Below are 26106 nucleotides of genomic sequence, written 5' to 3' on the forward strand. Positions count from 1 at the left end.
TTGCGGAAGTAGTTCAGTGGTAGAATACAACCTTGCCAAGGTTGGGGTCGCGGGTTCGAATCCCGTCTTCCGCTCCATTTTTATTTTCTGGCGGCATAGCCAAGTGGTAAGGCACGGGTCTGCAAAACCCTTATCCCCCGGTTCGAATCCGGGTGCCGCCTCCATAAATTCCAATTCAAAAAGATTCAAATGCCGGTGTGGCGGAATTGGCAGACGCGCACGACTCAAAATCGTGTTCCTTCTGGAGTGTCGGTTCGACCCCGACCACCGGTACCATTTTACGATTATTAAATACGATGATATCAACGGTCTCTACTTCGGTAGGGGCCGTTTTTCGTTGTTCATTGCGTCTGATTTCCCCGAAAAAATCGTGTGCGTTAAATCGTGCGCGGTGATGCGTCCAATCCGTTTGGAGGCGAATTTATGGCGAGACGTCGTAACGAATTATCCACGAAAGAATTATCGCAGTTACGAGGAACTATCCGATCAGACAAATACGAGTTTGACGAATTACTCGAGTTATTTATCGATGACGGAGAGATCCGTAATCTGCGTGACCACACAATCAAGTATTACCGCAACGAATTGACGACTTTTCGGCGATTGCTCGAATCGCAAGATATCGATACGCAGCCGGCAAAGATAACGCCTGAACACGTAAAAGAGAACGTTATTCGCTATATGAAGGACCGGCAACAAGCGAAGACCGTTTCGATTAATACGAGGTTAAGGGCGATTCGTGCTTTCTTCAATTACCTTCACAAAGAACGTTATATACCAAACAATCCGATAAAGGAAATAAAGTTACTCAAAGACCGTAAAACGATTATAGCTACGTTGTCTAACGATCAAATAAGGAAACTATTTCGCCAACCGAATTTGAAGACGTTCATTGGAGTACGTGATTTAACGATAATGATGCTTTTACTCGAAACAGGGATACGTGCAAATGAACTCGTTGGATTATCGCTAGGAGATATACGGTGGGATGATTCTCAGTTATTAATACGAAATGCAAAAGGACATCGAGAGCGATTAGTACCGTTCCAGGCGAGGATGAAAGATCAGTTTAAGAAGTACATCGCAATACGGGGAGTTATCGAGACAGATGCGCTTTTCATAACGATAGACAATACACCGTTAACTAAGCGCCAGTTACAGGCGAGAATTACGTTTTATGGTCGTGAAGCATCTATAGATAACGTTAGATGTTCGTGTCACACTTTACGCCACACATTCGCTAAATTAAGCGTTCAAAACGGAGCTGGTATATTCGAGCTTCAGCAAATACTCGGTCATACCACAATGGAGATGGTTCGCACCTATGTGAATCTTTATAGCACGGAAGTAAGGGACAAGCATAAAAGCTTTTCACCGTTAACAAACCTTAAATAAAAAATAGACATAGAAAAAGCCGGTGCGGGAAACACCGACCTCCTCCAACATATAAAGAACTTGTCTTTATTTTACATGGAATCAATTAAGGTTTCAAGTGATTTAAAGAAGGGGGATATCGCTTTTTCTTTCGTCATATTCGGAGGGATCTTCTTTGGAATGGACGTTTGAAAACTACCGCGAGTACCAATCCTTTAACACGCTCGCAGACTTAAACGAAGCTGTTCGGCAGCATCTCTATTTAAATGCGTCATCATTGACCAAAACGGCTGTTACCATACTTAAAACTCTATCACGATACAGTTGCGTAGTATTGGGCGTTTCATGGCTGAAGGTTGCTACGTTGGCTAAAGCGATCGATAAGTCGGAGAAAACGGTAAGAAGGGCGTTAAAGTTACTCGATGATCTTAACGTGATTAATCGAATACCTACGTTAAGAAAACAGGGTGGTAGAGGATACGATATCTGCGTGATTAAATCGATTGACCAGTCGGAAATGTCCAGGCGTGTTGAGTCAGAAACTCCAAGCGAGAGTAAGGACGATAAGGGTTTTGAACTAGAAGAAACCTTAATATCTAAAACTAAAGTAATACGTAAGCACGACTTAAATCATACATACGTAAGTGAATCGGTTCCACAACCGTTTATTAAAGTTGTGCGCTGTTTTTGGGACAATGCTAAGACAATAGAAGACTACTGGCGCATGACATTAATAGCGAATCAAAAGGCGTATGACACTAGCGCTTTATTAAACGTGGCTATAACGGCATTTAAGCAAACGATCGGTAAGTTGAAGTCGGGAGCTATACGTAAGAAACCAATCGGATACTTTTACGGAGTAGTAAACGCTAAATTGGACGAAATGTATTACGATGAGCTATACGACATGGAATTTGGAATAGACGCAACAACACGTGAAACTAACGATTATCTAGCGAGATTAACACGTAAAAACGTTGGTTAACCTTCTTATTAGGAGGTGTTAACGATGCGTAAAACAAACGGACCGTCATCGGATGCCATACGGAAAGCTATCGATTCTATAATGCTTGGATTAATCCGTATCGCTAAGAAAAAGAAAATGAATAACAACGTATCGGATAAGAAGAATGGATCGTAAAAAACCGTCAAAACAAGCACTTGAAAACGCAGTAAAAGTATTGATTCCGTACATAATTGAAATGCTGGAAAAGGAACGTAACAATAAAAGGAAAAATAACGAAAAGTAGTCCGCTGCACAATAGCGTAAATACGTCGTAAAGACTTTAGCACCGCCATTTATCGGGTGGTTTACGTAGTGCAAAACCTTGCATTTAAACAGCACCGAGTGTCCGATGCGAGTCTAACGGGAAATTTCGATTGGAACTGTTGATACGCCTATGTTTTTAACGGGATAACCGTATAGATTTCACTGGACTCTATCGGACATTTCACCAACAGCGAGGTCCAAACGGACAGCCTACCGAAAACTTTTCGATGAGATGTAGTGTGTAACATCGTATTAGTACCTGGTCATAAACGGTTAACGCTTAGAGCCGCAAGGGATTAGCGATTCGTTACGAGTGTAACACTACGTTACTTATATGAAGTATTTCACCAACACGAGACGCCTGGAGCGGAAGCCATTCGAAAACTCACGGGGGTTAGAACACTTACTGCACGGCTCGGAAGGATGACCGCCTGAAAACTTTCGAAAGCACGAAAAAAGACCGCCCTATTCGGCAGCCTTCAGCGATCGGTATAACGTAGCTTTAGTAACACCGGTTAATTCAGTTATTTCAGCGACAGTGTATTCGTTTGATTCGTAGAGTTTAATCGCACGTTCTACGTCCTTCTTCGGTACTGGTGGTCGTCCTCCTACACGTCCACGGGATCTAGCGGCTTGTAAACCGGCTTGAGTACGTTCCACGATAATGTCCCGTTCTAATTCGGCAATAGATGCCATAGTACGAAAGAAGAAACGTCCTACCGGCGTTGTAGTGTCGATGCCATCCCGTATAGATACGAGGTCTATGCCGGCATCCTCGAAGCCCTTCGTTAGTTCGAGTAGCTTAAATGTGGAACGGCCGAGTCTATCGAGTTTATAGATAACTAACGTATCACCCTTACGCAAAGAGTCAAGACAACGTGTTAGCTCCGGTCTATCGTCACGCTTACCGCTAGCCTTCTCCGTATAGATACGTTCACATCCGGCCTTATGTAGTGCGTCTAGTTGTACGTCTAGGTTCTGGTCTTGTGTACTGACTCGAGCATAACCGATCTTCATTCGTATCAACTCCGTTTTCTTTTATCGTATCAAAAAGGTAAGGTTAATGCAACGTTGATTAGAAACTATTTATTGAAACGTTATTGATTGGGTTAACCGTTGATAATAGTTCGTTTGAAATATCGTTTCATTTATAATCGTTTTTGGAACGGGAGGGGTACACACCCCCATGGGGTACCTATTTTCCCCTACGCTTGCTGGATGTGAGACCCGCGCGATGAAAAAATACTTTGATGTTACATTTGTAACGTTTTACCCAAACAAATGTTTTACGGTAAGTCATCGCCTCTAAAAAAATTTCGCTACAATTTTTTAAACTCACGGAGGTTTAAGAATATTATCAACGAATTATACCGTGTGGTAAATTTTAGTAATTATGAATAGGGGTGCGTAATGTGGAAGATTGGATCAGTAAAGTCGGTTGGTCAATAGCTATACTAGGAACGATGTTTGGGTTATGGGTATGCGTAAGTCTAGGAGTTGATCCAACAACCGGAAGTTTAACGAATAGTGAATATGGCGAAGATCATCCGTTAAAAGTGTTAATCGGTATTTTTACGATTTTAGTCTCGCTGTTTGCAGGATCGTTACTTATCGGCTTGGCCACGTTAATGGATTTCGCCAGACAAACGTTACAAGAAAACAAACGTAATAAATCCGCGTGATTTATATGGGAAATAGCGAAGACCCTCCGAATATGGATGGTCTTTTTTGTTACTTATATCGTTTTAGTTAAGGTTTACGCTGGTTCTGTGCGACGCCCTATGCACTCAGCGTATGACCTCGTAACGATAAAAATGCAGGTACATATGTAACTTTAGAAAATATAAATTAAGGAAAAAATATCCATTTAAAGGTTTTTGTAAAATTTTGTAGAATTTATTATTAAAAAGTAAAGAGGAGATGGTTACATTGTTCTTACCTGATATTTACTGGTGCAATAAAATAAAAACCGAGCGTTTTTTAAGTATGTTGGTGAGTGATTTAATGACACAATATACATTAGTCACAGAACAGGAGAATTCAAAAGATAAAGGAATTGAAGCAAATTTAGGAAAAATTATTGCTAAGTATCAAAGTCAAGGAGTCGGTAGGAAGGAAAAAGAAGGGAATGTTGTGAAATCTACACCATCTTTATTCGTAGATCTGTATACTATTCTAAATGAAGCAAACAAAATCCAAAAACTATCCGGTTTTGATGACGATATATGGAAACAGTTAGAAGTTGGAGAATTTGTTGAAGTGGACGGGGAATTTAAACAATCGCCTGCTGAACTATTATTATCAAGTGTAATGGATTTTACTGAACAATTTAAAGGACATTTTGAGTTTGCTGCAACTGCAGAGGAAAATGCAAATTTAGAATTAGCAACTAAATTATTAAACCTTAAAAAAGTTACAATGATAGTTAATCCGTATATTGAAGGGGATTTTAAGTTCTTTACATCACTTGAGACAGAATACTTCTTGGAAGATAGGTATGAACTTGAGGGTGATTTTACAGTAATGGGTAAGATAAGAAGAATTTATAAACCTCATGAGAAAATAGATTTAATTAAACTACTTCCAGGTAAATTAAGAATGAAAAAGGAACAGTTAATGACATTTATTCCAAACTTTAAAAATGAAGATATTTCATTTGATGTTGGTGAGATTAATGAAAATTCATTTGAATTAAAAGGTCCTGCTATAGAAATAATGCCTATAGCTATATATCAAGAATAGAATATACAAAAAGAAGCGCTCCTTATTTCGGAGGCGCTTTTGTATTTTCTAGAACTAGTAATTCTGATATTTCTACCTCTAATTCCTCACAAACTTTTGCGATCATTAGCTTGTTATATTGCTTTGTATCGTCGTTATACATTCTTCTTAATGTCTCAAATTGTAGCCCGGTGTCTTCAGAAAATCTCCTTATTGAAATTCCTCTGTCATCCAATAATTTCTTTAAGTTAGACTTCACTATTTTCAAGTAACTTCACCTCCTGATTCAATTATAATTAAAATTTCGTTCTTTGACTACAAAAAGTAGTTGACTAAAATATGTAGTCGGTAATATACTAAGATTAATCAAGTGACTACGTTATGTGGTCAAGGAGGTTGTAAATATGTTCGAACTAGTAAACGGTCCTTTATGTGCACATCGTGTATTCATCGTATTTGATCTCGGTAAGGAAGACGGTTATGACGAAGCGGACGGTTTGAAAGTCGGTAGTTATGCGATGTGGCAAACGTTAGGCGGTACCGTATTTCTTACGAAAATCGAATCGGAACCAAGAGAAGGCGTAGTGATCGCTAAGTCATCCGGTATTATCATCGCTGAGAATTTTCGTAAAGAACTAACGAAAAAGAAAGCCGTTAACTTTGCGCGTAAGCTGCAGAATATCGATGGTTGGTCGCTATTAACAAACGTGATGTACGACCGAATTGATACGCAAATTAATTTTAATTTATTGGAGGCGAAGTAGATGAAAGGTATCGAAATTCTCTACAATATGGGCGCTAATGAATACGAAAGTCACAGCGGTTACTTAATCGCTGAAGAGTACGCGGTTTTTAAGGATAACAAATGGATTATGATGGTCCACGTAACTAAAACGGAGTGTGCGACTGTTTATCGCCAGTCAGCAGGTTCGATGGTTATCGGTGAGTATACCGGCATGGACCTTGTTCCTAAAATCGTAGAGTTAATGGTTAAATTCAAGAACAAAACGGCCTTCGAGTTCTTATGTGAGCTAACCCATAATGACGAAGAAATTAACTTATCGGTGATATAGGATGTTTACCGTCAATTTCAGCTTACAATTCGTATGTATTGCGTTTCTAGCGGGGTCTTTATTAATTACGATCAGATCGGTTAAGTAAACGGTAACCTGCGTCCGTGAATAATTCGTACGCTCAAAACATCGGGCAAGGGCGTATGAGTACCGGACTTAAAACAGGACATGGCAGCCTAGCGAGAAGTTAAGTCGGCAAACTTAACGGTTGGCTTCGCTGAATGGGATTTCCAAGCGGGTTCAAATTCGGAAAGGGGGTGGTTTTATGTAATACGTAACAAATGGGCACGGTTCGCCGACCTTTACCGGTATAGCTTGCGCCTACAGACGATTTATAACGAACTATACCGGTAAGCCATCGTATCTCTTACGCCTCAGACGATTTATAACGAGGAGATGCGGTGTTTTTTTTGTCGAAAAAATTTTTTTGTATCAAATTACGTGATAAGTACGCTAAATAAAGCGCGGAAATCCTTACAACTGCAAGGTATTACATGAATGGCTTGCGCTATTTTAAGTTCTCATGCGTCGGTTCTCGTGTGCGCTTGTTTAGAGTTACAAACGGTTGATGTAAGGAAGAGTACTTTTCAAGGTGCGCGACTTTCGAGTTTCAGAGATATAGAAAAGTATAAGGTATTTTCGTGGTCATTGAACTACGTTGATATAAAAACTAAAAGGAGAGGGTTCGGATGAACGAGTTAAAGCAGTACAAACAATTACCTAACGACAAGGAGGCGTTATTAACTGGCCATAATTACGAAATGTATAATCTCGATCTTATGCGAAAAGTGTTTCCACGAATAATTCGTGAATTCAACGAGAAACACGTAAGAAAACAAAGACGTCCACAGATCCGGGACATTGTAACGCTGTATTTTTATTTACTTTCGTATGTAGACGGTGTTCACACGAGAGCAGATGGTACGCAAAGTGAACGATTCGGTGCGAGTTTTCCTTCGCGTGACAAAATAGCAGGGGACCTGGGGATCGCTGAGAAACGGATTAAATCGTTGGTAGACATTTTGGAAACTAACGGACTGGTTCGGCAGAAAACGGTATGGAACGGTAAATGGTACTTTCCCTCTTTTTGTCCGTGTGTAAGTGAAGACGGTTATTTGGTAGATGAAGACGGTAGAAAGGTTACACCGAATTTAGCGATTTATTAACGAAACGAGCATTAGAGGTACATCTCGAAAAGGGCATTAGAGGAGTGTTTCCATTGTTACCTCTAAGGTATACCTAAACATACCAACGTAAATATACCAAGTTAAACATACCAACAAAAGATTACGCGCCCTTTTTTCAAAAGGACACGTTACGTATCTCTTATAAATACATTCACGCGTAAGAAAAGAATAAATAGAAGGATTATTCGAAGAAGAGAAAACAAATAAGACTGGCTACCGTGCTAAGAATGGAGGACCGAGTGTCTTACAATGAACCAGGTTTAGGTGCTATCGAATTTGCAAAGCATTTTATTAAAAATATGAATAGGAATGATGCTTTAAAAGTAACTACGCAGCTTTTAAAAGGTGAACTTCATGATAATCAAGATAATCGAGTAAAAAGGTGCGATTATTGTGGATATTGGTGGAAAGATAATAGTTTAAGAAATACAAGGAAAACTTGTTCTGATGGATGTAAAACTAGTATTAAAACTTTACAAAAAAGAGAACAAAGGGCAAATGAATTTCTTCTGAATCCCGAGAAGAAGGAGAAGAAAGAGACACTTATGGATTACTACTTATGGTGGCTGGATCACCCATTTTGGGTACAAGAATACGCAATGATTAAGGTCGGATGGAAGTTTGAAAGGCCTTCTGGAGTAAGTCTTATGAACTATATTGAGGCAAAAAATGAATTGTATGGAATGGGTAATCGAAAAACTTCTAAAAAAGTTGTTAACTATCACGGTAATTCAAAAGATGAATTTTAAATGGCGACAAAAAGGTATATATGAGAAGAAGCAAATAACGGTAGCCTTCCGTTTAAGACGGTCATCTTCATCTAACAGGCGTAATTCCGTTATAAGTATCTTTAAAAGGGCGTTCCTTTGGCTTGGTGGCAGAGGATTATAAGACGTTTCAAATCGTTTCAGAACGGTTTGGGGCGTCTATTTTATTTATCTTAATGGTAATAGATTTTACCAGATTAAAGGAGGTGTTGTTGGTGGACATAACACCGGATGTCTTTCGGAAAATCCGCGAGGTTCATCGCTTACCACAAGCTTATTACGGTAAGTTGCTCGGAATTTCAGTTGCGCAGGTTAATCGGATTGAACGCGATAAACGGCGACTTACTGAGGCAATTAAACGACGGTTAATTATTGAATTCATGTTAACTCCCGAAACATTAGCGGAGTTACTAGAAATTCACGAACGTTATAAAGTTAAAGAATAATCGGAGGAATAGGAAATGAATCAACGTAAGTTAGATTCGGTAAAATCGAAAGCGAAAAGACTGGCAAAAGCCGAATGTGCCAATTTCACCGGCAACGAAGGCTGTTACGTAACCTGCGGTAACCGATGTATCCTTTTTTACGAATCGGAAGGCATCGGTAATGTGTGTCCGTACTTTATTAAGGCGGTGTTACCAGGCGACCATAAACTCGAATCGGAATATCGTGACCTTTTTAATATTCCGACCGAAAAGAAATCTACGGATTTATGCGAAGAGTGTAGCCGACCAATCGAACGAACATCTAACCGGCAAAAATATTGCGGTGAATGTCGCGGTGAGGTCCGTAAAACAAAAGAGAAAAAACGCCAACAAGAACGACGCTATGTAAACACGCATAAACGTACGCATTTAGGTTAATCAAAAGACTATTGTACTGCGGGTTACGGGCGTTTCATTTATGCAAAAATGGAAGGTGTAAGGTGTTTGTATTCAAACCCTTAAAACTGCGCTTTTAAAAGCGTATGGAGGTGTTTGTTATGCCAGTGAACTACAAGTTCTTAATGGAAGTTAAAGAAATGAGTATGATTTAAAAAGGAGAGTATTAAATGAAAAAGTCAGCAAAAGAATATCTAAATCTTGCGGTAGGAATTCGTAATGGATCTACTGCTTTTTTGCGTTCAGAACAAGTAGAAATGCGGAATATGGTTTCTGCGATTCGAGGAGATAAGCATTTAACACGTGACGGTAGAATCGCAAAAGAAAAAGAAGTGAAGGGAAAAAAGGGTGCGGATTTTTTAGCGAAACTTTTAAATCGTAAGCAACAGCACGATGCTAACTTAATAAAAGCGATTAAAGTTGCTGAGAAAGCGTTAAAAGCGAAGTTGAAAAAGCCGGCCCAGGACGAAATCGACGCTTTTACACGTAATTTCCGTAACGTAAAGATGGAGATTTTACTTTCAAACCGTCCGGACCAGGCGGAAAAGCGCTTAAAAGAGTTCATTTCGGAAAAAGTAACGGATTCTTATTACGCTGAGTTAGTTTCGCAGGACTTTACGGAAATCATCGGCTCTATCGTATCTGCAGCCGGACCACAAGCTCCGGTATTTAAAGCGCGATTATTCGATCAGTATCAGTCGTTACAGAACGATTTCGCTTCAGATGAAGTAAAAGAGGCGCGTGAGGTTAAAGAAATGGCTGAAGCGTATCTAAACGGTGGTATGTTCGGAGGATTTATCGCAGAACAGGCGGCTAACGATGCGTTCGGGAACGAAGTCGGGTTTTACCTTAACAAACCGGAAGAGTTTTTCGCTATTGAGGAGAACATCGAACATAAACCAGCTGATTTCGTAGATCCGGAACTTGCGGAAGAAGCACGATATCAAACTGCATACCAAAACATTAATACAAATTGGGGGAACTAATCGATGAAAAAATTAAACGCATTCCAGGTAGCCATAAATGAGGTGGTTATGGAGTCTGTAAAACTAAACGATGAGTTAAAAAGTTTACTAGAGCAAAAGTTAGACCTGATTAATCAAATTAACGTAGAAATTAAAAACGAAGCGTTAGGTAATGCAAGCGATAATAGCGATTTGAAAGTAAGTGAGTTACGTAACAAGATCGGACCGATCGAGGATCGTATTTCAGAGCTAAATGTGAAACTGTACGCGTTAGAGCAGCATAAACCGGACCGTCTAGCTAAGTTCCGTGACGAAGCTCATAAAGAAACGGAGGAATTCGTTAGTAAACAAAGTTCACAACTGCAGCAGAAACTTGATGAAGTTAAGTCATTAAGAGGTTTGTATATCCAAAAGTTATTAGAAGCCGAGGAAATTAAGACGCAAACTAATAATGTTGTAGGTGAATTCAAAGGATTGTCTCGTAATCACATTGATAGTTCAAAAGAAAACATGAACGGTTTGCGACTACCGGAAGTTGATGCAATGAAGGGTAATAGTCAAGGTAATCACGCACCGATCTTACCGATGGAAGACGAAATCAGAAGAGTGTTTTCCGAAAAGAAAGTACCGTTTTGGTACGAAGAGTGGTTGTTAAGCGGTGAAATCGTTAATGAGAACGAAGTAAACGACCGTAAAAACAAACGTGAAAAGGCGGGTGCCGCAAATGGAAAATAACTCTTCATATGAATTAGGGTATGCCTTCGGAATTTTTACGAATCTTGTTGAAATCGCGGCGAACAATAAGCTAAAGGAACATATTCAAGAGATCGGTTTTGAGAAATATTTAGAGGAAACGATTTTAGTTATTCAGACTTTTGGTAAGTTTACGAATTACCTTGATCAGATACCCGAATTATTAACAGCAATACAAAACAACCAGGCGTCCCATTAGAGGGCGTCTTCTTTATTAGGGGAGTGAAAATGTGAGCACAATTGGGGAAATTAAGGCCCGCATGAGTATAGATACGCGTGAATGGTCAATAAAACAAGCGCAAATTAAGCGTGATATGGCCGGAATGTCGAGGGCAGCGGTAGACACAAAAAAATCTATGACCGGAATTCAAATCGGAGCTTTAGCTATGGGGTCGGCGGTCGTTGCCGGTCTTGGGGCGTCCGTAGCCGTCGCAGCTAATTTTGAACAATCTATAGCGAAAGTAAAAGCTGTAACGAACGCATCTGAAGAGGAGTTTCAATCTCTAACAAAAACTGCCGAGGAGCTTGGCCGGACGACACAGTTCAGTGCCTCCGAAGCATCTGACGCAATGTACAATTTAGCGACTGCAGGATTTGATACGAATCAAATTATCGATTCTATGCCAGGTGTTTTAAACCTTGCGGCCGCAGCTCAAGTAAATATGGCGACTGCAGCCGAAATAACAGGATCGGTACTTTCTGGATTCGGTTTAGAAGCGGCTGAAGCGGCTCGTGTCGTAGATGTATTGGCCCAAACTGCCAACCAATCGAATAGTAGTATCCCGGACCTAGGTGAAGCTATGAAATACGTTGCACCAGTTGCGAAAACGTTGGGAATTAGCCTCGAAGAAAAAGCGTCCAGTATCGGTTTACTATCAAACGCGGGAATTAAGGGAAGCGAAGCAGGTACAGCTTTACGTGCGGCGATGCTTGCACTTGCGAATCCGGTCGGGGCCGGAGCAAAAGCGATTGAACGACTAGGTATTGAAGTTACCACCGCAGACGGAAAGATGAAGCCTTTACCGGAACTTATCGGACATATTGCGTCCAAGATGGACGGAATGACGGACGCACAAAAGACGTCAACTGCCGCCCAATTAGTAGGTACGGAAGCAGCGTCCGGTTTACTTGTTCTTTTAGAAAACGGTCAAAGTACGATTCAGGACTTTACGAAAGAACTTGAGAATTCCGGGGGCGTAGCGGAACGAGTTGCAAAAGTTCAGATGGATACGTTAATGGGTAGTTTCAAAGAATTCCAGTCAGCGGCGGAAGGATTAGGTATCGCTGTAGGAAATGAAATGTTGCCTACATTCCGCCAGTTAACCGAATTCGGGACGGATGTACTCGGTGTCTTAAACGAAATGGATCCGGCACTATTATCGTCAGGACTTCGTGCTACAGGAGCGGCGGCCGGAGTCGCACTACTCGCAACAACAGCGGTAAAACTCGGTATGTCTTTACGTGCTTTATCGTTAGCACTCGGACCGGCGGGGTATATCATATTAGGCTTATCGGCGCTTGCGGGTATAGCAGTTGCGGCTTCAGACGCACATGAAAGACATACCGAGGTGTCACTCGAAAACTATAACGCAATGAAACAGAATAACGACGCGTTGAATGAATCAATTACCGCGTTTGAAACGTTGTCGGCTAAAAACCGATTATCTAGTGATGAGATGCAACGTTTCCTGGATATTACTACGGAACTTAATCAAACCGCCGATCCTGCGGCTATTACACGTTTAAAAGACGAGCAAGCGAAACTAAGCGAGAAGTCCGGTTTGTCAGCACAAGAAATGCAGAACCTCGTGAAAGCTAACGACGACATTATTAAGAAAGTGCCGGATTCAAACAAGGTATTAACAGATCAGGGTAATATACTTCTTAAAAATGCAGATGCTGCAAAAAAATTGTCTGATGAACAGCTTAACGGGATGCGGACGGAACTTAACGAACAGAAAATTAAAGCTGAAGCGAAGTTAAACGATTTAATGAGCGATCGTGAATCCGCGCTGAATCGAATGAATAGAGCGATAGAAAGACAAAAAGAGTTAGTCGAGACTCGTAAGACACAGGAAGTTTTCCTTGCAGAACAAGAAACGATTTTAGCGGATATGAAAGCGAATAAGAATCTCTATGCTCAGAAGGAAATCGACCTTCAGCAAACCATCGTATTAAACGCAAAAGATGACCTGCAGTTATCCAAGGAGCGTATTGCTAAAGAACAAGGGAAAATTGAGAAACAGCGTGAAAGTTTGGCTGAATCTGATAAAGAAATTAAAAAGTTAGATACGATTAACCAAAAGCTCGTTAACATCGAGTTACAACAAGTCGGAATCAACAACAAAAAAGGCAACGGTATTCGTTTAGTTGACAACGAAATCGCTAAGTTGATGGAACAAAAGCGTAAATTGGACGAATCGACTAGCGCAAAAGACAAGAATAATTCGGAGTACCGAGAAGCAATCGCGACAATCGACCGTGAAATAGGTAAATTAAACGCTGCAAAGGACGCTGTTAACCGAATAACTGGCGCTCAGTCCGGTGTTAACTCGAGGGTAGCCGATGGAATTGCGTTAGCACAACGTTTAAATGACGTGTTATCAAAGTCGATTAACAAAACGGTAAACATAACGGAAATCAAGCGTCTGATTACGCAATCTGAACGGGCAGCTCGTAGTATCGGTGTGGATACTAGCAGGCATCAGGGCGGTCCATTACCGAAATTCCATAGCGGTGGATCCCCGGCATTGTCGTTACCGCCGTCACATCACGAAATCGATGTCCGTTTATTACGTAATGAAATGGTTTTAACTGAAGCGCAACAATCGAGTCTTTTCCGTATGTTAGACGTACCTAACGTGAGAAGCGAAAATAACGGACTATCAGCGGAAGACATTACCAGAATTATTAACGCTGCGTCTAACGCAAAACAACCGGTAGAGATTCCGTTGTTTATCGACTCTTACGAGGTAGCCCGGGCAACATGGCCAGCAGTAGACCAGTTTCAAGCTACGCAAGCAAGTAATGATTACCGTAATAAAGGAAATAAATTCTAGGCTCGGTCATCGACCGGGTCTTTTACTGTGAAATTTCTATTGTTATAATAAAAAGGTGATGTTAAAATTTAACTAAATATAGAACATATTGTGATATGAGGAATATTTTAAATAATCACCTATATGTTTTACAAGGGGATCCTTTTTATGAGTAACATGGGAATATTAGAAACGATCGAAGATGTATTAGATAGATTAATAAGCTTAGATTATGAAATTGGTGAAAGTAATGAGGTTGTACAAGAAAAACTCGGGTTCATTATCTTTGGTGGGACTGCATTATTGTTGTATAATAACTCTAGGATGACGAGTGATATTGACATTATTCTTTTAGGTAATATAGACTTAAACAAAGGGAACATAAAAGAAATTTTAAAGAATCACAGCGTAGTTCCTAACAACGCGATTATACAATATCCTTACTTAAAAGAAGTGATTTCACGAGCTGTACCTATAAATGCTCCTTTTGAGAATATTGAAGTATCTGTGACTTCTAAAGAAGATTTAGCTTTATCTAAGATATTTTCCTCACGTCCAGAAGATGAGCGTGATCTTATACATACGAATATACTTGACGAAGCAGATATTGAAATCGTAAGAAAAAGGTATGATGAATATCTCCCTAATTACTTAGGTGGTTTAGGCTTTTTGCCTGATCTTGATATGTTATTAAGACTTAGAGATGAGTTTAAAAAAGAACAAATAGTGTTATAATGATTATATAAATTATTAGGAGTGAGAAGAATGGAACAGTCTGAATTTCATACGATTGCAATTGAATGGACTAAGCATTTATCTGGCTATAATAATTTATCTTTTGAAAAATTGGTTGATTTGTCTAAACAGAATAGGCGTGTTAGAAATGTATTTATGTTCTATGTATATAGCGATAATGAATTTGCGGTTAAATTCGAAGAAAAAATTAAGACTGATAAAGATTTAATTATATATAAATATGAATTTGCGAAAGCTTTGGAAAGATTAAAAAAAGATAATCGACAATCGGAAAATTTCATAAGTAAACTATATAATCGTTATTTTAGAGGTATGAACGTTGATGTAGATTACGAAAAATATGACATATCAGCAGAGATGTCTAAATTATTTAATACAATGACAAGTTGCTATCGTCTAAAAGATACACCTGAAAAAAAAGAATATCGTAATAGAATTAAGGCGAACTTAAATTTAGCGCAATTAATTGGTTAAAAACAATCTCTAATAGGGATTGTTTTTTTTCTTTTAATATAATAGAAACTCGTCGATAAAACTGTCCGCTAACTAACATACTGTTGCGTAAAAAAGGTGACAACGGTATAATAACGAAAACGCTGTTTTTCGGGAATCGTACGTGGTGATAATACGAAGGCTGAAACCGTAAGTTGGACAAGCGTTGATATCTCGCTCTCTACACGCTAGGGTAGCGGTATTTATATCGTAAGCACGACTCAAAATCGTGTTCCTTCTGGAGTGTCGGTTCGACCCCGACCACCGGTACCATTTTACTTAACTTAAACTTAAGACTTCTCACCTTTGTGGGGAGTTTTTTTATTTGCTTTTAAACTTTATACTTCAATTAAGCATAATCATATTTAGATAACGAAAGGGTACTGATTAATGGGAGATTTCTTCACTAAAATGAAAAATGATCTAGGCATCACTTTAAATGATGTTCAAAAGAATGCTGTTATAAAGACAGAAGGACCCCTTCTATTACTTGCTTCACCTGGATCTGGGAAAACAACCACAGTCATTATGAGAATCGGTTATTTGATTATGGAAAAAGGGATTCATCCTTCTCGGATAAAGGCCGTTACATTCAGTAAGGCGTCAGCTAATGATATGAAAGAGCGTTTCACAAGATTTTATCCTGAACTTCCTTCTGTCGACTTTTCGACGATTCATAGCTTTGCTTTTGAGGTAGTCAGGAATCATTATAGAAAATTAGGAATCCCTTTTACAATTATAGAAGGTGATCACGATTCAGATGAAAGAGCAGGATCGGCAGGTAACTTTCAATACAATAAAAAACTTATGCTGAGGCATTTATTTAAGTCTGTTGTAGGGGAGAACATAACCGAGGATCAAATGGATGAGCTGACCACTTATATCAGTTACATTAAAAACAAGATGATACCTAACGAACGCTGGGCAGAGGTTTCTTGTGATGTTCCGCAGGCTGAAGAGATATTTAAACAATATGAAGAACTCAAGCGTTCTGATTCGCATCATGTATTGTTAGACTTTGATGATATGCTCACGATGAGTAACGACATATTAGAAAAGGATAAGAAGGTGCTAAGTCATTATCAAAACCGCTACGACTATTTCTTAACCGATGAAAGCCAGGATACGTCGCTTGTGCAGCATTCTATTATAGAAAAAATGGTTTCTACTCATCGAAATTTGTGTGTTGTGGCCGATGATGACCAATCGATCTATAGCTGGAGAGGTGCTGAGCCTTCCTATTTACTTAAATATAAGGAAAAGTACAGTGATGCTTCTATTATGTTTATGGAGCAGAACTATCGCTCATCTGAGGAAGTTGTTAAAGTTGCTAATTCGTTTATTAAAAGAAACAAAAATAGATATGAAAAAAATATGTTCACTCAAAATCCTTCGCATCAACCGATCGAAGTAAAACATCTCGTGAATTTTAAGGAACAATCAAAATACTTGGTCCATGAACTGGATGACACCGTTCATCTAAAAGAAATTGCCATCTTATATCGCAATAATTCGTCATCCATTGGTTTGATGAATGATTTTGATCGTGCTGGAATTCCTTTTTATATGAAAGATGCTGATAATCGTTTCTTTTCACATTGGGTAGTTCAAGATATATTGAATTTTATGCGTATGGCCTTTACGGACAAGAGGCCAGACATTCTAGAAAAAATTCATTTGAAATTCAACGGGTATATTACGAAACAACAGATGCAAGCTTTAAGACGATTGAACAATAACGAGTCTGTGTTTGATAATCTGTTGAAACATGTGAAATTACAGGAGTATCAAGTTAAACTTCTGAAGACTAGTAAAGAGACGTTCAAAGAAATGAAAGATATGAAGCCTCTTCAAGCTATACGGGTGATCAGAGATGGTTTAGGATACGATAAGGCCATAGAAAAGATCAGTAAGAGCCTTGGTTTTCGAATGGATTATTTAGTGGGTATCTTAAATACACTAGAAGAGATTGCAACAGATCTTGAGAGCCTTCAGGATTTTGCGGAACGATTAAAGCATCTTGAAGTTGTTTTGAAGACAGCTAAAAAGAAGAAGGGGCATGAAGCCATAACACTTTCTACCTTTCATAGTGCGAAAGGGCTCGAATTTGAGAAGGTGTATATGATTGATGTAGTAGATGGAATCATACCATCTAAAGAAGATCGCACGGACCATCTATTGTTAGAAGAAGCAGCTCGTTTATTTTATGTAGGAATGACTCGTGCCAAGAAACAATTAACCTTAGTTACGTATCCTTATCGCGATGGGAAAAAAGTTGAGGAGTCTGTGTTTGTTACGGATGTAAAAAACATATTAGATCCGACAAGAATGATGAAATCTGAACCAGTAGTAAAAAAGAATGTAAAGAAGATAAATGGAGTTCCTTACAATCCGAATAGCATTAGTAAGAAAGAAGAATTACATGTTGGTCTAGCGGTTACTCATCGTGTGTTTGGAACAGGAGAAATTACTGAGATCAGCGGAGAATTTATTACATTAAAATTTCAATCAAAGGAAAAGAAGTTATCAATCAGCGCCTGTTTAGAGATGGGACTATTGGAGCCATTGGTAAAAACGTAATCAACAATTCAAAATCCAATCTTATATTATAACAGGACTTACTACCTTATTATTATTTAATATTTTACAATTTTCTGATAAATAAGAAGGATTTATTCCTGTCTCTTCCGAATAATACATTCTAGTAGAAGTGAATACCTGTTCATTTTTACAGAATGTATTTATTTTTGGGGAGAACGGGGGTAAAGGGATGAACGCTTTTCGTTTGTTTATGGCAGAAATGGCGAAGTTGGCAGGTAAAAAGGGTCTGCTGATTTCAGTCATTGCTGCGTTGCTCGTACCTGTCGTCTATGGTGGTATACTTCTATCACCAAAATGGGGACCGTATGACAACTTGTCGAACTTGCCTGTTGCTGTAGTCAACAAGGACAAGGGTGCATTATCGGACGATGAACCGATCAATGTAGGAAAAGATCTAGTCGCAGATTTAAAGAAAGGAAAAGATCTCGGTTGGGAATTTGTAAGTGCTGACGAGGCTCAAGAAGGCCTTGATAGTCTGGAATATTACATGGTTATCGAGATTCCTGAGGATTTCTCACAAAGAGTAACAACCGTTTTAAGCGATAATCCAGAGAAACTTCAACTTACGTATATTCAAAACGAAGGATTAAACTTCATGGCAGCACAAGTGACAAGAAGTGCTACTGAAAAGCTAAGAGAAAAACTAGGAGATAAAATTACAGAGAAGTATGCGAACAATATGTTTGCCAGTCTCGGTGATGTATCTGAAGGATTTCAATCAGCTGCAGATGGATCTGCAAAATTAAATACGGGGATGACTGATCTTCGTGATGGAACAAATACACTTTTGCAATCGCTTACAAATAAAGCGGCTGATATTTCGAAGCTGGCGAGTGGTGCAAAAGAATTGCAAAATGGTGTCGGACAAATGGCAAGCTCTCTTTCAGCAAAACAACCGGATATTAGTAAACTGGCAAACGGTTCATCGCAACTAAGTGATGGTACGAAGGAATTGCTTTCGTCCCTTCAATCTAAGTCGGGTGACATTTCGAAGCTCGCGGCAGGTTCAGCTGCAGCCAATGAAGGAACAGGACTTTTATTACAAAATTTAAAAGATAAACAATCAGGGGTAAAAGATCTTGCAGCGGGAGCAAAACAGCTCGGGGAGAACATACCTCAATTAAAAGCAGGAACAACGGGGATCTTAACGGGACTAAAAGGTGTTCAAAGTGCGATAAAGAATGAAATTGCTCCTGGAACACAACAGATCTCACAAGGCGTTACTCAAGTGGCAGAAGAATCTGCAAATCTAGGTGCGGGTCTGCAAGGATTATCAAGTGATCTAAAGGCCTACTTAGAGCAAAATCCTGGGCTTGCAAACGATCCAGCTTTCATGACAATCTATGGTAAGAGCCAAGCTATTACGAAAGCTGCTACTGATCCTGCAAAAACACAAAAGCTCCAGGCACTAAGTCAAGGAGCGGCAAAAATCGCAGGAGCTTTCACCGCAAATACAGTACCTAATCCGAAATCTGTGGCTGATGGGGTAAATCAGCTAGTGGCTGGCCAAACATCAGTGGATAACGGTGTTGCGACACTAAGTCAAAAGGTACCTCTGCTTCAACAAGGGACCGCGTCTATTGAGAGTGGCTGGAACACGATGGTAGGTAAAGTAGGAGAGCTGCACGCAGGAACTTCGCAAATTGCCGCAGGAAACCAATCGGTGAACACAGGTTGGACATCTCTTACGAATGGAGCATCACAGCTTAATGATGGCGCAACTCAAGTATCAGCTGGTAACTCTTCTGTTGAAAAAGGATGGCGTGATCTGACTTCAGGTGCGACAAAGATTAACGCTGGTATGTCACAAGTTAGTGATGGAAATGCAACAGTTGAAAAGGGCTGGGGCGACTTAACGGAAGGTGTTACAAAATTAAATGATGGTGCAGGGAAATTAAATGATGGAAGTAACGAGCTATCATCAGGCCTTAAGGATGGTGCTGAGAAAACAGGAGCGATTAAAGCGGCCAATGATAAGAATTTGAGCATGTTTTCTTCCCCTGTTGAGTTGAAGAGTGAAACGGTTAATAAATATCCACTCTATCGTGATTCAACAGCTCCTTATGTCCTTTCACTAGCGTTGTTTGTGGGTATCTTAATCATGTCTATGTTCATCAACTTTAAGAAGCCAGAAGGAATTTCAGCGTTCTCTTGGTTCGGTGCTAAATTCATGAACCTAGGTGCACTTGCTGTTGTGCAGGCATTACTTCTTTCCACGGTCGTTTTACTTGTCTTAAATGTGAAGACTGGAAACCCACTTGGCTTTATAGCTTTTGCGGTTTTTGTAAGTTTAGTATTCACAGGAATTGTATTATTGTTTGCGTCGTTAGGAAACATCGGACGTTTCATTGCGTTCGCTTTAGTGATCTTACAGCTTTCAACGACGGGTGCTAACTTGCCGATCGATATGCTGCCAGAGAACCTGCGTGCATTAAGTGAATTCTTGCCGTTCACGTATTCAATAGCAGGATTTAAAGCATTGATCTCATTAGATAGCACAAGTTCTGCTTTTTCAAATATGGGTGTATTGTTCATCTATTTATTAAGTTTTAGTTTATTGTCGATCGCAGTCTATATGTTTTCAAAAACAAAAAGTGTACCGAAGAATCTAGATTTAGCTGGCTGATAATAATTTCATAGTGTTATAAAAGGTTCCTGGCACACTTAGCCGGGAACTTTTTTTGAATCTTCTTCTTGTACACTGAATATGTAGGTGTAAAGGAGGTTATTTCTCTGATGTATAGGGACCGGCGTGCCACAGTCTGTCTGATTTTAATTACCGTCTCCTTCGTTTCAATCCTCTTTATAACGGCTGATATTTTTCACTACATGCACATGATTAATGGGCTGATGATTAGGCTTTTTGAATCTTTTCGCTTGTTAATAGTCATGATCATACTTTTTGTATTTTCTATCCTTGTATTATTTCGATATTTATAGATAGGATAATATACCCCTTTTTAAAGGGGTTTTTATTTTGGTGAAAAAGCATATTGTTTTTTTAGGAAAATAAAATAGTTCAAAAGGCGTACATATCTCATCTTAAGGGGGAGTTTTAATGAAGTGGGGTTTATCGATGTTTAAGAGAAAGTGGTTTTACTTAAGCTTAATGGCGCTGGCATTAGTAGCGATTAGCGCTTTTTCCGCACATGCAATAGGTTACAACAAAGCTTCTGTACTTCTTAAAGATAAAAAGGTTGTGGCAGAGGAAATAGACAACGAGATGAAAGAATTGCAGAATGAGTTAGAAAGTATAGAAGAAAACTTGGAAGCGATGGAGGAAGAGGAAAGCAGAAAACAAGCAGATTTGGATGGACTTCAAATACGTTATGATGAAGTTACTGAGATGGTCGGCCAAAAAGAAGCGATTCAAAAAGAAGTGGATGAGTTAGGTACTCAAGTAAATGCAAAGAAAGATGAATTGAAAAAGCTTAGCGGGGAGATCGCAAATAAACAAAGTGCGCTTGATACATTAAATAAAGGAATTCTAATTAAGAAGAAGGAGCCGCGAACATTAGTGGCCGGCGTATTTATAGCGGGTAAAGATATTGCTCCAGGAAGATATAAAGTAGAGCCTGTGAACGGATTTGGAAATTACTTTGTAAACGGAGGCAGTAAAGTCAATATCATATTAGGAAGAGGGGATGACCTTTTCCTTCCTGAATACGTATTTGAATTGGATGAAGGTGACGAGATTGAAGCAACATTGTCCGTGAAATATACGTTAGTAGAGTAAAATATGAAGTTTGATAGCAAAATTGTAAAAAATGTTCAAAGAACTTGTCATAAATGTCCTATAAGCTGCTTATATATAGAACAAGTTAGTTGTAGGTTTTAATGCAGGGCTTCGTTGATCCAATGAAGCCCTGCATTTTTTTTGTATTTGATGATGCGAACAAGGAATACGGCGAGTTTGAGAAATAATACGGCGAGATTTAATGATAATCCAGCGAGTTTTTCCTTTATTACGGCGAGTTTTCATCGTATATCGGCGAGTCAACAAATTACAACTCGAATGGACTACATTCAACAGCCCAAAAGATAACAACTTGAGCCCCTCGCCCTAAAACGTCCGTTACAGGATGCTGATCTCAGCACTTCCGCCGTTCACTTGTGTGAACATCTTTGCCATAGATTCTAACAGCTCATGAGCCTCACTCTTATCCATAGATGGCTGCAGGTACACGATATGCAGCGCATTCTTAATACTCTCATCCACCATCGTGCGCTTAGAATCAACGATTGGGCTGCCAAAGGCACCAACCTCGTCTTTAGACAGTAGCTTGCCTTCCATATTCATCTCACGCCCGTTTAATCCTTCATATGTATCTTCAGCGCTACCAATAAGAATCTCCACATCGCCTTCAATCTTATCTAGGTTGTAAAGACCGATTGGAATAGCAAATCGAATAGAGAAGAAGTTGTTTACATCGACGCCAGAGTTGATCGGAGGTAGGTCTTTGCCGCTTAACACCCGTCGCAGCAAAGCTTCTGAAGCGGGACGATATCGGGAAGGATTAATTCCTAATGATTTGAACACTTTGCGATATTCTGCGACACCAGGGTAATCGGCAGCATTTTTTTCTTCAAGTCGCAGAGATTCTGTAAATAGCTGGAACCTGCCCTTAATCATTTGCGGTGATTCGCTAATCGCGATATCATGGTATGTAATTGTGCCTATTTTAAAGTTTGGGACAAGTTCGTTTAGTTTAGGATTAATTGTGATCATTATGTAACCCCGTTTCTGATTTAAGTAATTGTAGTTTATCATAATTGTGGAAAATAAATGTAAAGGAGGGATATGTGTGACAAGTGCCCAGTTGAAGGAAGAGATCGTTGCATATAGTAAAGAAATCGGAATCGACAAAATTGGTTTTGCACATGCTGATGTATTTGCCGAGCTCAAAGAACGTCTCCGATTACAACAAGACCTTAACTATCAATCAGGATTCGAAGAAAGTGATATAGAAAAGCGTACAGAGCCTGATCGGCTACTGTCCGGTGCTTCCAGTATCATATCGATCGCTCTTGCATATCCCTCCAAGATGAAAGATGCTCCAAGAAGTGTTCGAGGAGAGCGCAGAGGAATTTTTTGCAGAGCATCATGGGGTAAAGACTACCACCATATATTAAGAGAAAAGCTCTCATTACTGGAAGCTTTTATTATAGAAAAAGTTCCAGGTGCCGCTGTGAAATCAATGGTAGACACAGGTGAACTATCTGATCGGGCTGTTGCTGAAAGAGCCGGGATCGGATGGAGTGCGAAGAACTGTGCGATCATGTCACCCGAGTTTGGTTCTTATATGTATCTCGGCGAAATGATTACAAACATTGCGTTTCCAGCAGACACACCAATGGAAGATCAGTGCGGTTCGTGCAACAAATGTGTCGATGCATGTCCGACTAATGCTCTTGTACAGGGAGGACAGCTTGATTCGTCTAAGTGTATCGCCTTTTTAACGCAAACGAAAGGATTTCTGCCTGATCAATATAGAGATAAGCTCGGTAACCGTTTATATGGGTGTGATACGTGTCAGACCGTATGCCCTGAAAATAAGGGGAAAGATTTTCATCACCATATGGAAATGGAGCCTGATCCAGAGATTGTGAAGCCTCTTTTAAAGCCGTTGTTGTCGATAAGCAATAGAGAGTTTAAAGAAAAATTCGGTTACATTTCAGGCAGTTGGAGAGGAAAGAAGCCTATTCAACGAAATGCGATTATCGCTTTAGCTCATTTTAAAGATGAAACAGCTATTCCGGATTTATTAACGTTACTCCATCATGACCCACGCCCCGTAATAAGAGGAACTGCAGCATGGGCCATTGGTAAGATTGGCGGGAAAGATACGGAATTGGAACTATTATCTGCAAAAGAGCGTGAAAAAGACGATTTGGTCACGTTAGAGATTGAAAAGGGACTGAAAATGGTCCGAAATCAAGAAATTTCGTAATCGCATATGTTTGAAGTGTCCGATATAGTAAGGTCAAGTAATGAAAAGAAGGGATAATTATGTGTCAGATTAAAACGTTACTCTATTACGAAGAAATGGAAAGCGTAATCGGACCGTTAACAATCATTGCAACGGAGAACGGAATCTGCCGTCTCGATTTTGGTTCAATGGAGGATAACCTTCCAACTTTACGTTCATGGATGGCGAAACATTTTATTAAGGGAGAACTTATACACTCTCCTGAACGATTGGATGATGCCGTTCAACAACTGCACGCTTACTTTGCAGGTAACCTGCATGAGTTTAGCGTGAACTATGATTTATTTGGTACCGCTTTTCAAAAAAAGGTATGGAACCAGCTTACGAGTATTCCTTATGGCGGAACTTGTTCGTATAAGGAAGTGGCTCAAGGCATTGGAGCACCTAAGGCCGTTCGAGCTGTAGGCAGCGCGAACAACCAAAATCCCGTACCTATTTTTATTCCATGTCACCGAGTGATTGGAAGTAATGGAGCACTTGTAGGCTATGGTGGGGGATTAGATAAAAAAGAAATATTGTTATCGATCGAACAGAATAGCTGCAAGAAGACATCCTAGAGAGCCCTTAATGGGTTCTTTTTTTTGATATCTCACTCATATGTTAGTAGAAGCAGGAGGGATGTCTGATGTGGATGGAAACACTTAAAGCTTATATCCAAAATCAATCTCAATGGATGATACATGCAGATGCAGACGGAAGAGGTTACTTTCTACGAGAAGAACAAGAGAGCTTCATTCGAAAAAAACAAATGTATACCGATAGAAATGCGTTTATCGTAAACAATCAAACGAACGGAAGCGTCTTACGAACGACTGAGTCTGAGGATAAAGTTCAGGTGGATTATCTGGTCCATTACAGCTTCTTGATCAAACACGGGTTTGATTTCTATGTGGAAGAGATCTCTCAAGAGCGACGTGCTACGTTTCAAGATGGTGATATGAAGAGCGATGAACCTGTGAATGTGGAAGGAAACTATAGAGAACTTCCGAAGATCGAGCGGGAGAACGAATCGATCGCACCGACGAAGGGCGGGTATGATCGGCTTGCTGCTGTACGCTATGCAGAGAGATGGTGGAATACGTTTAATCCTGCTTATAAATCTTTTGAGAATGATTGCACGAACTATATTTCTCAAAGTCTTCATGCAGGTGGCATACCAATGACTTCTCAATCTATTAAATCGAAGGGCTGGTGGATGAGAAATAACTCTTGGAGCTATAGCTGGTCAGTAGCCAATGCGATGAGATGGTATTTGAGCGGCTCTAAATCAAGTCTGCAGGCGCAAGAGAAATCCGCCGCACACCTCCTATTACCGGGAGATGTGATCTGCTATGACTTTGATGGAGATGGACATTATCAACACACGACGATTGTGGTCGCAAAGGATCCTTCAGGAGAACCGCTTGTTAATGCACATACCACAAACAGCAGAATGAGATATTGGGGTTATGAAGATTCTACTGCGTACACAAAGCGCATTCAATATAAATTTTTTCATATTCTTTAAGAAGAAGCTTGCCTTCAGAGAGTGATATTCCAAAAAAAGTGCTATAATAAGGACTTGTTGGAATATTGTTTTTGAGGTGAGCTTTTTGGCTATACATGTTGTTTTATTCGAACCGTTAATTCCTGCAAACACAGGAAACATCGCACGTACGTGTGCAGGAACTGGTGCACATCTGCATCTCATTCATCCACTTGGGTTTTCTTTAGAAGACAAATACTTAAAGCGTGCTGGCCTTGATTATTGGGAGCATGTAAAATTGTCTCATCATGATTCCTTGGATGCTTTTTATAATGAATACCCAGACGGGGAGTTTTACTATATCACCAAATTCGGTGAACAGACTTACTCGAATTTCGATTACTCTGATTCAGAGAAGGATGTTTTCTTTGTTTTTGGAAAAGAAACGAAGGGACTTCCGCGTGAAGTGATTGATGCGAACATGGAGAGATGTCTGCGTATCCCGATGAATGAACACATTCGTTCATTGAACTTATCGAATACGGCAGCGATTTTAATCTATGAAGCACTGCGACAACAAAGTTTTGGAGAGTTGAAATAGAATAAGCAAAAATAAAAAAACGTCCTTATTGAAAAAGGACGTTTTTACTTCCATATGTATATGGATTAGTTTTTTCCAGGACGATCGTTATAGCCTGCTGTAAAGATGGCAGTCAGGAAGGCGAGCATCACGAGTAGGATGAGGATAAAATCCATTTGAACTCCTCCTTTGA

At 39.7% G+C, this 26106-nt stretch carries 27 protein-coding genes and 3 tRNA genes; 27 read left to right on the forward strand and 3 right to left on the reverse strand.

Annotation, left to right across the window (positions count from 1 at the left end):
• Positions 1 to 2 precede the first annotated feature (2 nt).
• From H9648_RS15045 to H9648_RS20900, 6 genes are all read left to right on the forward strand, one after another.
• Positions 3 to 77: transfer RNA gene (locus H9648_RS15045), tRNA-Gly, on the forward strand.
• 12 nt (positions 78 to 89) lie between these two features.
• Positions 90 to 164 (forward strand) — tRNA-Cys (locus H9648_RS15050).
• A 27-nt stretch (positions 165 to 191) separates the two neighbouring features.
• Positions 192 to 276, forward strand: a tRNA-Leu gene (locus tag H9648_RS15055).
• Positions 277 to 423: 147 nt separating this feature from the next.
• Positions 424 to 1395 carry a tyrosine-type recombinase/integrase gene (locus H9648_RS15060; protein WP_191754618.1) on the forward strand — a complete coding sequence of 324 codons (972 nt, stop codon included), beginning with the start codon at positions 424 to 426 and terminating at the stop codon, positions 1393 to 1395.
• Between the two features lie 154 nt (positions 1396 to 1549).
• Positions 1550 to 2359, forward strand: a complete 810-nt coding sequence (locus tag H9648_RS15065; protein WP_191754619.1) for a hypothetical protein — start codon at positions 1550 to 1552, stop codon at positions 2357 to 2359.
• A gap of 24 nt (positions 2360 to 2383) precedes the next feature.
• Positions 2384 to 2515: a hypothetical protein gene (locus H9648_RS20900; protein WP_263600343.1), complete on the forward strand. Its 132-nt coding sequence runs from the start codon at positions 2384 to 2386 to the stop codon at positions 2513 to 2515.
• Between the two features lie 594 nt (positions 2516 to 3109).
• On the opposite strand, the gene H9648_RS15070 is transcribed toward H9648_RS20900, so the two are convergent.
• Positions 3110 to 3661 (reverse strand): recombinase family protein, encoded by a 552-nt coding sequence (locus tag H9648_RS15070; RefSeq protein WP_191754620.1) that lies wholly within the window; start codon positions 3659 to 3661, stop codon positions 3110 to 3112.
• 395 nt (positions 3662 to 4056) lie between these two features.
• On the opposite strand from H9648_RS15070, the gene H9648_RS15075 reads away from it, so the two are divergent.
• Both H9648_RS15075 and H9648_RS15080 read left to right on the forward strand, forming a co-directional pair.
• Complete coding sequence (locus tag H9648_RS15075) at positions 4057 to 4326, forward strand: hypothetical protein (RefSeq protein WP_191754621.1); 270 nt, start codon at positions 4057 to 4059, stop codon at positions 4324 to 4326.
• A 247-nt stretch (positions 4327 to 4573) separates the two neighbouring features.
• Complete coding sequence (locus H9648_RS15080; protein WP_191754622.1) at positions 4574 to 5386, forward strand: DUF6414 family protein; 813 nt, start codon at positions 4574 to 4576, stop codon at positions 5384 to 5386.
• 22 nt (positions 5387 to 5408) lie between these two features.
• Here the strand turns inward: H9648_RS15080 and H9648_RS15085 are convergent, their stop codons facing one another.
• The gene (locus H9648_RS15085; protein ID WP_318243546.1) at positions 5409 to 5624 is read right to left on the reverse strand and encodes a helix-turn-helix domain-containing protein; all 216 of its coding nucleotides are present in this window, start codon (positions 5622 to 5624) and stop codon (positions 5409 to 5411) included.
• 145 nt (positions 5625 to 5769) lie between these two features.
• Here H9648_RS15085 and H9648_RS15090 point away from each other — a divergent pair, with 145 nt between their 5' ends.
• From H9648_RS15090 to H9648_RS15160, 15 genes are all read left to right on the forward strand, one after another.
• On the forward strand, positions 5770 to 6129 hold the full coding sequence (locus H9648_RS15090) for a hypothetical protein (protein WP_191754624.1): 360 nt from the start codon (positions 5770 to 5772) through the stop codon (positions 6127 to 6129).
• The gene (locus H9648_RS15095; RefSeq protein ID WP_191754625.1) at positions 6130 to 6438 is read left to right on the forward strand and encodes a hypothetical protein; all 309 of its coding nucleotides are present in this window, start codon (positions 6130 to 6132) and stop codon (positions 6436 to 6438) included.
• A gap of 689 nt (positions 6439 to 7127) precedes the next feature.
• Positions 7128 to 7604: a helix-turn-helix domain-containing protein gene (locus H9648_RS15100; protein WP_191754626.1), complete on the forward strand. Its 477-nt coding sequence runs from the start codon at positions 7128 to 7130 to the stop codon at positions 7602 to 7604.
• 260 nt (positions 7605 to 7864) lie between these two features.
• On the forward strand, positions 7865 to 8374 hold the full coding sequence (locus H9648_RS15105; protein ID WP_191754627.1) for a hypothetical protein: 510 nt from the start codon (positions 7865 to 7867) through the stop codon (positions 8372 to 8374).
• Positions 8375 to 8607: 233 nt separating this feature from the next.
• Positions 8608 to 8838: a helix-turn-helix domain-containing protein gene (locus H9648_RS15110; RefSeq protein ID WP_191754628.1), complete on the forward strand. Its 231-nt coding sequence runs from the start codon at positions 8608 to 8610 to the stop codon at positions 8836 to 8838.
• A gap of 15 nt (positions 8839 to 8853) precedes the next feature.
• On the forward strand, positions 8854 to 9255 hold the full coding sequence (locus tag H9648_RS15115; protein ID WP_191754629.1) for a cysteine-rich VLP protein: 402 nt from the start codon (positions 8854 to 8856) through the stop codon (positions 9253 to 9255).
• A 188-nt stretch (positions 9256 to 9443) separates the two neighbouring features.
• On the forward strand, positions 9444 to 10259 hold the full coding sequence (locus H9648_RS15120; protein ID WP_191754630.1) for a hypothetical protein: 816 nt from the start codon (positions 9444 to 9446) through the stop codon (positions 10257 to 10259).
• Positions 10260 to 10262: 3 nt separating this feature from the next.
• Positions 10263 to 10973, forward strand: coding sequence for a hypothetical protein (locus H9648_RS15125; RefSeq protein WP_191754631.1), 711 nt, complete (start codon positions 10263 to 10265; stop codon positions 10971 to 10973).
• On the forward strand, positions 10963 to 11190 hold the full coding sequence (locus H9648_RS15130) for a hypothetical protein (protein WP_191754632.1): 228 nt from the start codon (positions 10963 to 10965) through the stop codon (positions 11188 to 11190). Before H9648_RS15125 ends, H9648_RS15130 begins: the two co-directional genes overlap by 11 nt.
• Before the next feature lie 61 nt (positions 11191 to 11251).
• Positions 11252 to 14050 (forward strand): phage tail tape measure protein, encoded by a 2799-nt coding sequence (locus tag H9648_RS15135; RefSeq protein ID WP_191754633.1) that lies wholly within the window; start codon positions 11252 to 11254, stop codon positions 14048 to 14050.
• Positions 14051 to 14197: 147 nt separating this feature from the next.
• Complete coding sequence (locus H9648_RS15140; RefSeq protein WP_191754634.1) at positions 14198 to 14764, forward strand: nucleotidyl transferase AbiEii/AbiGii toxin family protein; 567 nt, start codon at positions 14198 to 14200, stop codon at positions 14762 to 14764.
• Positions 14765 to 14794: 30 nt separating this feature from the next.
• Positions 14795 to 15259 carry a hypothetical protein gene (locus tag H9648_RS15145; RefSeq protein ID WP_191754635.1) on the forward strand — a complete coding sequence of 155 codons (465 nt, stop codon included), beginning with the start codon at positions 14795 to 14797 and terminating at the stop codon, positions 15257 to 15259.
• 429 nt (positions 15260 to 15688) lie between these two features.
• Positions 15689 to 17857 (forward strand): ATP-dependent helicase, encoded by a 2169-nt coding sequence (locus tag H9648_RS15150; RefSeq protein ID WP_225218924.1) that lies wholly within the window; start codon positions 15689 to 15691, stop codon positions 17855 to 17857.
• Positions 17858 to 18047: 190 nt separating this feature from the next.
• The gene (locus H9648_RS15155) at positions 18048 to 20504 is read left to right on the forward strand and encodes a YhgE/Pip domain-containing protein (protein WP_191754637.1); all 2457 of its coding nucleotides are present in this window, start codon (positions 18048 to 18050) and stop codon (positions 20502 to 20504) included.
• A gap of 432 nt (positions 20505 to 20936) precedes the next feature.
• Positions 20937 to 21614 carry a coiled-coil domain-containing protein gene (locus tag H9648_RS15160; protein ID WP_191754638.1) on the forward strand — a complete coding sequence of 226 codons (678 nt, stop codon included), beginning with the start codon at positions 20937 to 20939 and terminating at the stop codon, positions 21612 to 21614.
• A gap of 339 nt (positions 21615 to 21953) precedes the next feature.
• On the opposite strand, the gene H9648_RS15165 is transcribed toward H9648_RS15160, so the two are convergent.
• Positions 21954 to 22607, reverse strand: coding sequence for a B3/B4 domain-containing protein (locus H9648_RS15165; protein WP_225218925.1), 654 nt, complete (start codon positions 22605 to 22607; stop codon positions 21954 to 21956).
• Between the two features lie 76 nt (positions 22608 to 22683).
• Between H9648_RS15165 and queG the strand changes: the two genes are divergently transcribed.
• The 4 genes from queG to trmL all read left to right on the forward strand — a co-directional run bounded on the left by queG (position 22684) and on the right by trmL (position 25934).
• On the forward strand, positions 22684 to 23829 hold the full coding sequence (gene queG, locus H9648_RS15170) for a tRNA epoxyqueuosine(34) reductase QueG (RefSeq protein ID WP_191754639.1): 1146 nt from the start codon (positions 22684 to 22686) through the stop codon (positions 23827 to 23829).
• A 59-nt stretch (positions 23830 to 23888) separates the two neighbouring features.
• On the forward strand, positions 23889 to 24425 hold the full coding sequence (locus H9648_RS15175) for a methylated-DNA--[protein]-cysteine S-methyltransferase (RefSeq protein WP_191754640.1): 537 nt from the start codon (positions 23889 to 23891) through the stop codon (positions 24423 to 24425).
• A 68-nt stretch (positions 24426 to 24493) separates the two neighbouring features.
• Complete coding sequence (locus H9648_RS15180) at positions 24494 to 25375, forward strand: amidase domain-containing protein (protein ID WP_191754641.1); 882 nt, start codon at positions 24494 to 24496, stop codon at positions 25373 to 25375.
• 85 nt (positions 25376 to 25460) lie between these two features.
• Positions 25461 to 25934: a tRNA (uridine(34)/cytosine(34)/5-carboxymethylaminomethyluridine(34)-2'-O)-methyltransferase TrmL gene (gene trmL / locus H9648_RS15185; RefSeq protein ID WP_066391226.1), complete on the forward strand. Its 474-nt coding sequence runs from the start codon at positions 25461 to 25463 to the stop codon at positions 25932 to 25934.
• The last annotated feature ends 172 nt before the right edge of the window (positions 25935 to 26106 follow it).

The sequence above is a fragment of the Fictibacillus norfolkensis genome (genome assembly GCF_014836645.1).
Taxonomy (GTDB): Bacteria; Bacillota; Bacilli; order Bacillales; family Fictibacillaceae; genus Fictibacillus; species Fictibacillus norfolkensis.